Annotated in this window: 7 protein-coding genes; 3 read left to right on the top strand and 4 right to left on the bottom strand. The window is 44.3% G+C overall.

Going from position 1 to position 8502, the window contains the following annotated elements:
• Positions 1–202 (bottom strand): hypothetical protein (locus BM736_RS25310; RefSeq protein ID WP_218638746.1); only part of this gene is annotated, 202 nt, incomplete at its 3' end.
• A gap of 374 nt (positions 203–576) precedes the next feature.
• Between BM736_RS25310 and BM736_RS12275 the strand changes: the two genes are divergently transcribed.
• Complete coding sequence (locus tag BM736_RS12275) at positions 577–1851, top strand: CinA family nicotinamide mononucleotide deamidase-related protein (RefSeq protein WP_076412460.1); 1275 nt, start codon at positions 577–579, stop codon at positions 1849–1851.
• A gap of 102 nt (positions 1852–1953) precedes the next feature.
• Here the strand turns inward: BM736_RS12275 and BM736_RS12270 are convergent, their stop codons facing one another.
• From BM736_RS12270 to argE, 3 genes are all read right to left on the bottom strand, one after another.
• Positions 1954–2496 carry a DUF1439 domain-containing protein gene (locus BM736_RS12270; protein WP_076412458.1) on the bottom strand — a complete coding sequence of 181 codons (543 nt, stop codon included), beginning with the start codon at positions 2494–2496 and terminating at the stop codon, positions 1954–1956.
• The gene (gene ppc, locus BM736_RS12265) at positions 2496–5132 is read right to left on the bottom strand and encodes a phosphoenolpyruvate carboxylase (protein ID WP_076412456.1); all 2637 of its coding nucleotides are present in this window, start codon (positions 5130–5132) and stop codon (positions 2496–2498) included. Before ppc ends, BM736_RS12270 begins: the two co-directional genes overlap by 1 nt.
• Positions 5133–5293: 161 nt before the next feature.
• On the bottom strand, positions 5294–6445 hold the full coding sequence (gene argE, locus BM736_RS12260) for an acetylornithine deacetylase (protein WP_076412453.1): 1152 nt from the start codon (positions 6443–6445) through the stop codon (positions 5294–5296).
• A 260-nt stretch (positions 6446–6705) separates the two neighbouring features.
• Here argE and argC point away from each other — a divergent pair, with 260 nt between their 5' ends.
• Together argC and argB are read left to right on the top strand one after the other, a co-directional pair.
• On the top strand, positions 6706–7686 hold the full coding sequence (argC, locus tag BM736_RS12255; protein ID WP_076412450.1) for an N-acetyl-gamma-glutamyl-phosphate reductase: 981 nt from the start codon (positions 6706–6708) through the stop codon (positions 7684–7686).
• 21 nt (positions 7687–7707) lie between these two features.
• A complete protein-coding gene (gene argB / locus BM736_RS12250) occupies positions 7708–8493 on the top strand; it encodes an acetylglutamate kinase (RefSeq protein ID WP_076412448.1) in 786 nt (261 codons plus the stop codon).
• Positions 8494–8502 lie beyond the last annotated feature (9 nt).

The following is an 8502-nucleotide window of genomic DNA, read 5'->3' as shown; positions in this document are numbered from 1 at the left end:
CTAATAAACGATAAATCCCCAGCACTTTGTGTTGGGGATTTTTTCGTTTAACAGCTTTTGAAATGACCACTCGAACATGGGAAGTAAATAGCGCATGCGAAGCATGCTTCATTTCATGTGATAGTAGGGTGACGAGCCTACGCTTATCAAGCGAAGCTTGATGTTGGCTCTGAACGCGGAGAGCTTGCTCGAAGCTGGACATTGAAAGGCGCCTTTGTTGCAGGCTACAAAATAGCTTCTTCCGACGTCGGTCGATAAAGGCTCTAGCATCCTCGGTAACCGCTCCTGCGTTACCCTACCTCCTGAATCCATTCAGTCGTGCTTCGCTCTACCTCCTATATCCATATAGTCGTTCAATATCGACACTTCTGCTATCTATGGCGGTCTCGCGCCGCTGAACACGGCCATTAACTGCATTCATTTAGTTTTAAACGACTAATAATTAATGCTGAGTACTGTCAGCCGTCTTTTTTGCTTAACATATTCTGAATGATATAAATCATGAATGGCTATTGCTATTAATAGCTGGCTTGTTACTTTAGCTGCTATTAATGGATTAGCGATTTAAGGTTATCGATGAAACTTGAAATGATTTGTACTGGTGAAGAGGTGTTGGCTGGACAGATAGTTGATACTAATGCGGCTTGGTTTGCTAATACCCTTATGGAAAAAGGTATTGAGTGTCAGCGTCGTATCACTGTGGGTGATCGTTTAGAAGATCTCGTGGCTGTATTCGAAGAGCGAAGCCATGAGGCTGATATCATCATGGTTAATGGTGGTTTAGGTCCAACGAGTGATGATCTCTCGACTGAAGCTATGGCTTTAGCCATGGGGGTCCCTTTAGTTGAGAATAAAGAGTGGCGCACTAAGCTCGAAGATTGGTTTAGTCGTAATGCCAGGGTGATGGCTGAGAGTAATCTAAAGCAAGCCTTACTGCCTGAAACCGCGATCATGATTGATAATCCCGTTGGTACAGCTTGTGGGTTTGCAGTTAAGTTTAATCGTGCTTGGCTGTTCTTTACTCCAGGAGTGCCATTTGAATTTAAGAGAATGGTAAAAGAGCAATTTATTCCTTTCGTTGAGGAACGTTTTACAGCCTCCACCTCCGTAGCTTTAAAGAAGCTGTTAACTTTAGGCAATGGTGAGTCAGCTCTAGCTGATAGGTTAGAAGTTATCCCGCTCCCTGATGGGGTAACCTTAGGTTACCGCTCATATATGCCCTACATAGAAATTAAGTTATTTGCGCGAGGTGAAACGGCTATAGCTTCTTTGCCTCGAGTCGAATCAGAGGTGAAGGCGTTATTAGGCAATGCTGTAGTGGCTGAAAACGTTACGACACTCGATCAAGAGATCCATAATACTCTTCTCAATTCTGGAATAAGCTTAAGTGTTGCTGAGTCGTGTACTGGTGGCATGATAACCAGTGGTTTGATTGCTTTTGCTGGCAGCTCGTCATACTTGCATCATGGCCTAGTGACCTATAGCAATGAAGCTAAAGTAAAAGTACTTGGAGTCAACCCTCAGACACTGGATGATCACGGTGCAGTCTCTATAGCCACAGTTGAAGAGATGGCGAGAGGTGCTCGAGAAATCCTTGATAGTGATTACGCTCTAGCTACGAGTGGCATCGCGGGCCCAGATGGGGGAACTGAAGAAAAACCCGTTGGGACGGTAGCGATTGCACTTGCAACTAAGTACGGTGTGCATAGTCAGATGTTAAAATTACCTAGTCGGTCACGTGCATTAGTGAGAACCCTATCTACAGCAGTCGCTTATGACATGTTAAGGCGTGAACTCGCTCAAGAGGCTGTCATTGTCGATTACTCTTCCTTTAGTCGTTTCAGTAAGTAAAAGACTTTTAATCTCAGTACAACTTTTATAAAAAACGGTGCAACTAAGTTGCACCGTTTTTTGTTTAACTCTGTTTAAACTGCAGAGCTTTTTTCTGGCAAGCTAGTCATCGAAAATAAGCTTTAATTTTCCTGGTACCACCTCAATACGTTTAGTCATTTCAGCGAGTAATGCCTGATTTGACTCCTTGATATCGAGAACATAAACAGGCTGGGTCTCTAAAAATTGAGTGAGAAACTTCATGACCTGTGGTGAAAACTGTTGGATAGCTTTATCAAAGTCCTTAGGGCTTGATGAGATTTCAACGAGTTTTAGCTCACGAAGGTATACGCTATGATTGCTTGCGTCATACCAAGGCTTTGCTTCAAATGTTGTTTTCATCTCAGCCTTAAATGGCATAAGCGGATTACGGACCTTGATGACACTGAGTGCTGCAACAGACATCATCTCAGGTTTATGGCCTAGACTTACATCGATATTATTGATCCGCATCTCTATGCCAAAAAGTTGATTACCCTCTTTGACTTCAAAATGGATCTCATCAGAGAGGTAACCTTCAAGTTCAGCCTCAGTAATATTGTATTGACTGACACAACCCGTTAAGGACAAGATCAATAGTGCTACCGCAAAGTGAATTATCTTCATTAGCCAGTATTTCTCATTCCTGCTGCTACACCCGCAATGGTGAGCATAAGCGCAAGTTCCACATTTGTTGATGCACCTTCCTCTTTACGTGTTCTGGCAAGTAGTTCAGCCTGCATAAAGTTTAGTGGATCAATATAGGGATTTCTTAGCTCTACTGATTCGCGGTTCCATGGGGTGTGGGCCATCAATACTTCAGATTGAGTTAACTCCATAACGGCCTTAACGCCAGTCGCTAATCGTACTCTTAGTGCGTCACCCAAGTGATGAAGGTTCTCAGGAACTAAGCAGGTTTCATAGTATTTTGCTAAGTTAGGTTCAGCTTTCGCATAGACCATTTCAAGCATAGATATACGGGTTTTAAAGAAGGGCCAATCTTGCTCCATCTCTTGTAGTAGAGGTAGCTCACCACGTTCGCTTGCGGCTTGCAGCGCCTCACCAGCACCTAGCCAAGCGGGTAACATTAGGCGGTTTTGAGACCAGGCAAATATCCATGGAATAGCGCGTAAGCTCTCAATGCCACCATCGACACGACGCTTAGCCGGGCGGCTTCCTAATGGCAGTTTTCCTAGCTCTACTTCTGGGGTTGCAGCTCTAAAGTAAGCGACAAAATCAGGCTCCTCTCTCACGATAGAGCGGTATGCATCAACCGACTCTTCGGCAATTTTTTGCATACAGGCACGCCACTCAGGCTTAGGCTCTGGCGGGGGCAGTAGCGTAGCTTCCATGACCGCAGAGGTATATAAAGCAAGGCTCTGAACGGCAAGCTTTGGCAATCCAAATTTAAAGCGGATCATCTCTCCCTGTTCGGTAACACGGATACGTCCATCAACGGAACCTGGTGGTTGCGATAGGATTGCTTCATGAGCAGGTCCGCCGCCGCGACCAATAGTGCCGCCACGGCCGTGGAAAAGAGTGAGTTTAACGTCTGCTTGACGACTAATTTCGACCAGTTGCTCTTGGGCATGATATTGGGCCCAAGCTGCAGCCATTACACCGGCATCTTTTGCAGAATCAGAGTAGCCAATCATCACCTCTTGATGGCCCTTGGTGTAGCCTCGGTACCAATCGATATCAAATAATGCTGACATACAACTAGATGCATTATTCAGATCCGCTAAGGTTTCGAATAGTGGCACTACACGCATAGGATGCGGACAGCCAGTTTCTTTCAGGAGTAATAGTACCGTCAGCACATCAGATGGCTTACTCGCCATAGATATCACATATGAACCAAGCGCTCTAGCAGGTTGGCTTGCTACTAATCTACAGGTACTAACGACCTCTGCAACATCGCTGCTTGCTTGCCAATTAGAGGGGATAAGTGGACGCTTACTACTGAGCTCTCTAAGTAAAAAGGCTTGTTTTTCACTTTCGTCCCAGTGATTGAAGTCACCCATACCTAGATATCGAGTAAGCTCAGCGATAACATCACTATGGCGCTGGGCATCTTGCCTAATATCGAGTCTGAGCATATGAATGCCGAAGCAGGCTAAACGACGCAGCATGTCGAGTAATAGGCCGTTAGCAATAAGGCTCATCCCCGAGTCTTCTAGACTTCTGTAGAGCATCATCAGTGGATCTTTTAGATCATTCTCATGCCAGATGATAGTACTTAAATCGACTTCAGGATGATGACCTTCTAGGCGTTCATTGAGGTAGTCGACTGTGTTACGTAATCTTTGTCTGATCTCTCTCAATACGTCTCTGTAAGGCTCATGACTATTGTTAGTCAGTGCTAACAATTCATCATTAGCTTCCTCCATCGACAACTCATTGACCAACAAGACCACATCTTTCAGATATAAGCGTGCTGCTGTATGACGGTTGCGGTCAAGGACTTCTTGGGTAACCTGAGCGGTAACAAATGGATTGCCATCTCTATCGCCACCCATCCAACTTGAGAATCGTACTGGTGCAATATCGATGGGAAGCTGTTTGCCTGTTCTCTCTTCTACTTGCTCATTGAGCTGTCGAAGGAAGTCTGGGATTGCTTGCCAGAGCGAAACTTCAATCGTGCTTAGTCCCCACCTAGCTTCATCGACAGGGGTTGGCCGTTCGTGACGAATCTCATTGGTATGCCATATCTGTGCGATAAGCTGTCTGAGCCTTAGGTGATGCTGTTTCTTTTCACGCTCTGTAAGCTGAGGATTCTCAAGTGCTGCTAGGCTATCAATGACTGATGAGTATTTTTGAATAAGCGTACGTCTGGATATCTCAGTAGGGTGCGCGGTTAATACTAGGTCTATATCGAGGTTTTGTAGACAATCGAGCATTTTCTCTTGATCGATATTACTGCTCAATACTCTACCTAAAAGCTGCTCTACTGGGTCGGGAACACACACTAGTTCATCACAGTTACGGCTTATAGTATGGAATTGCTCGGCGATATTCGCGAGGTTAAGAAACTGATTGAAGGCTTTAGCAAAGGGAACTAATTCATTATCTGGTAGCGCTGTGAGCAACTTGAGCATCTCATCTCGAGAGGCTTCATCCCCTTGTCTTGAGCTTTTGGCTAATTGACGAATTTGCTCGATTTTTTCGAGGAAAGTGTCATCTAAATTGGTGCGAATTGTTTCACCTAAAATCTGCCCTAAGGTACCGACATTGGACCTTAAAGACGCATACATATCAGCCATACTTACTCCATACAGATTTACGCTAATCAACCACAATACCTAGTGTTCAGGGGGAAGGTCAATAACGAAAAGTGGGATATTGTGAGCTTATGTGTTCTATATCACTTCTGCTTTGCGCATAACGGTCAGCTGAAGTGATATTTTATTCAAATCGATAAGGCTTATTTAATACAGGCGTGAAAAATCAGTTGCTTGAGTAGATTGACAGTCTGATTTAGGTAGCTGATATCGAGAAACTCATCGGGTTGATGTGCTTGTTCAATACTACCAGGGCCAAGTACTAATGTTTGGCAGCCTAGTTTAGATATATAGGGTGCCTCCGTTGCGTAGTTAACGACTTCTGGTGCGCTTGCAGCAAGCTCGGCGACTAATTGGCTCCAGCTGTTCTGTGCACTATCTGCAAATGGTTCAGAGCCTGGATAGAGTGGAGCGACAACGATTGCGCCGGGAAATTGAGTACATACAGGTTTAAGGTAATTGAGAACAAGTTGCTCTAACTCCTCTAGAGGTAGTCCTGGCAGTGGACGTATATCGATATGTAGGTCGCAGCAGCCACATATGCGGTTTGCGGCATCACCACCGTGAACATGACCAAAGTTCATCGTTGGATAGGGGACACTAAAGGCATCTTCCCGATAGTTATCTGCAAGGTGTTGCTTAAGCTTAAGCAGTTGCCCCATGACCAAGTGCATGATCTCGATTGCATTTAATCCTTTTGCAGGATCTGATGAGTGTCCACTTCTGCCGGTTACACGAATTCCTTGGGTTAGGTGCCCTTTATGCATGTATACAGGCTTCAAGCTTGTTGGCTCACCAATGATGGCATAATCCGGTGAGATTGATTTAGCCTCAGCAAAGGCCTTGGCACCATTCATCGTGGTTTCTTCATCGGCACTGGCAAGAATATGTAGCGGCCTTTTGAATTGATCGAGTGGCAACTCCTTTAAGGCTTCCACTATTAGAGCAAAGAAGCCTTTCATATCGCAGGTGCCTAATCCATACCAGCGGCTATCTTTCTCTGTTAGGGTAAAAGGATCTTGGCTCCAGCGGCCCTCATCAAAGGGCACGGTATCAGTATGGCCAGCAAGGAGCAGTCCTCCTTTACCACTTCCAAATGATGCTACTAGATTATGCTTACCACGAGAGTCGGTTACCGCTTGAGTTGTACATTGAAAACCCAAATCGTCGAACCAGCCATTCAGTAGATTGATAACACCTTGGTTACTCATATCTTGATCTGCTTCTAAAGCACTAATTGAAGGGCTTGCGATTAGTTGGCTAAAGCATGTTTTCAGTTCTGGTAGTTTGCTCATATCTGGCCTGTAAAATATATATTCAAATATATTGCATAAATAGTTTGTTGTGGTAGTCTAGCAAACAGCTAAGACAAGTACCACAATACAGCGGTTATTAATGAGAGTAAAAATGATTGTTTCATACACAAAAATTCACATAAAGGTTACATGTAACGACTTCCTGCGACGATAAACTTGTCAACATTGGTGTTTCTGCCAGGGCTTAAGTAGTGCCCCCTCTTTTTTATATTGTTTACCAAAACTAAGAAGTCAAAATTATGAATAACATTGCCATTATCGGCGCCAGTGGATACACAGGTGCACAGATAACTTCTCTCATAAATGCTGATACAAATCTGACTATCCAAGGTCTGTATGTTTCAGAAAATAGCTTAGATAAAGGCAAGCCGTTGGCTGAGCTTTATCCTAGTTATAGTCATATTTCAGAATGTTTGTCCCCCCTAACTGAACAAGCTAAATCACTTATTGTCGAACAAGCAGATGCTGTTGTGCTAGCAACAGATCATGCTGTGAGCTTGCATCTTGCAGCTTGGTTTTATGAGAAGGGATTAGCTGTTTTTGATTTGAGTGGTGCTTATCGTTTTGCTGATACTGAACAATACCCACAATGGTATGGCTTCGAGCATGACTACCCAGAAGTGCTTTCTCAAGCTGTTTACGGCTTGGCTGAGTGGAATAGTGCAGATATTGCTGACAGTAAGATGATTGCTGTTCCTGGTTGTTACCCAACAGCATCATTAACTGCGTTGAAGCCTCTATCAAGTATGCTTACCGACTCACTCCCAGTGATTAATGCAGTGAGTGGTGTTACAGGTGCTGGAAGAAAGGCGCAGCTAAATACTAGCTTCTGTGAAGTGAGCTTAACGCCTTATGGCGTGTTAGGTCATAGACATCAACCGGAGATCGCGACTCAGTTAGGTCAAGAGGTGATCTTTACGCCTCACCTAGGTAATTTTAAGCGTGGTATTTTGGCAACGATCACTGTGCAACTTAAACCTGGTACCACGGAAGAGGATATCGCACAGGCTTATGCTGTTTACGATAATGCCCCTCTGGTCACAGTAAAGCAGAACCTATTCCCTAAAGTAGATGATGTGGTTAATACCCCAAATTGCCTCCTTGGCTGGAAGTTTGATTCTAAGACTGGCTACCTGGTTGTAGCGAGCGCAATTGATAACCTAATGAAAGGCGCTGCAAGTCAAGCTCATCAGTGCATAAAGATTCATTTTAAATACTAATTCATTTTCTGGATAGATATTATGTCAACGAACAATAAATCTTTGGTTATAAAAGTCGGCGGCGCATTACTTCAATGTGAAATGGGTATGGCTAGACTGATGGATACCGCAGCTAAGATGATAGCTAAAGGCCAAAAGCTGGTTTTAGTACACGGAGGAGGCTGTTTGGTTGATGAGCAGCTGACTGCTAATGGTATGAAAACTGAGAAATTGGATGGACTTAGAGTTACACCTGCCGAGCAAGTGCCTGTCATTGTAGGAGCGCTTGCAGGGACATCGAATAAACTTCTTCAAGCTGCAGCGATTAAGGCTGGGCTGACCTGTGTTGGGATGAGTCTTGCTGACGGCGGCATAGTGACAGCAAAAGTAAAAAATCAACAACTCGGGTTTGTGGGTGAGGTCGCACCAAAAGATGCAGGCTATCTTAACTACATTTTGTCTCAAGGCTGGTTGCCAATTGTTAGCTCAATAGCTATTGATGAAGCTGGGCAGCAGTTAAATGTAAATGCCGACCAAGCTGCAACAGTATTGGCTAAGCTAGTCGATGGCCAGTTAGTGCTCTTGTCGGATGTTTCTGGTGTGCTTGATGGTAAAGGTCAACTGATTAAGAGCTTAAATAGATCGCAAATTGAAGAGTTAACTCATATCGGTGTGATCGAAAAAGGGATGAAAGTGAAGGTTGAAGCTGCTTTAGAGGTTGCAGAATTAATGGGGCAGCCTGTGCAAGTCGCTTCTTGGAGAAGTGCTGAGCAGCTAACAGCACTGTCCAATGGTCAAGCTGTCGGCACACAGATTCAACCAAACTAGCTTTAAATA

Origin of the sequence: Shewanella sp. UCD-KL12 (assembly GCF_001957125.1) — a bacterium.
Taxonomy (GTDB): domain Bacteria; phylum Pseudomonadota; class Gammaproteobacteria; order Enterobacterales; family Shewanellaceae; genus Shewanella.
Note: the sequence above shows the minus strand (reverse complement) of the source record. Positions and strands in the feature narration are given on the sequence as shown.

Bases quoted from the DNA above. Each gene is read 5' to 3' on its own strand.
- ppc (WP_076412456.1), bottom strand. From the start codon at position 5,132: ATGGCTGATATGTATGCGTCTTTAAGGTCCAATGTCGGTACCTTAGGG.
- BM736_RS12275 (WP_076412460.1), top strand. From the start codon at position 577: ATGAAACTTGAAATGATTTGTACTGGTGAAGAGGTGTTGGCTGGACAG.
- argC (WP_076412450.1), top strand. From the start codon at position 6,706: ATGAATAACATTGCCATTATCGGCGCCAGTGGATACACAGGTGCACAG.
- BM736_RS12270 (WP_076412458.1), bottom strand. From the start codon at position 2,496: ATGAAGATAATTCACTTTGCGGTAGCACTATTGATCTTGTCCTTAACG.
- argB (WP_076412448.1), top strand. From the start codon at position 7,708: ATGTCAACGAACAATAAATCTTTGGTTATAAAAGTCGGCGGCGCATTA.
- argE (WP_076412453.1), bottom strand. From the start codon at position 6,445: ATGAGCAAACTACCAGAACTGAAAACATGCTTTAGCCAACTAATCGCA.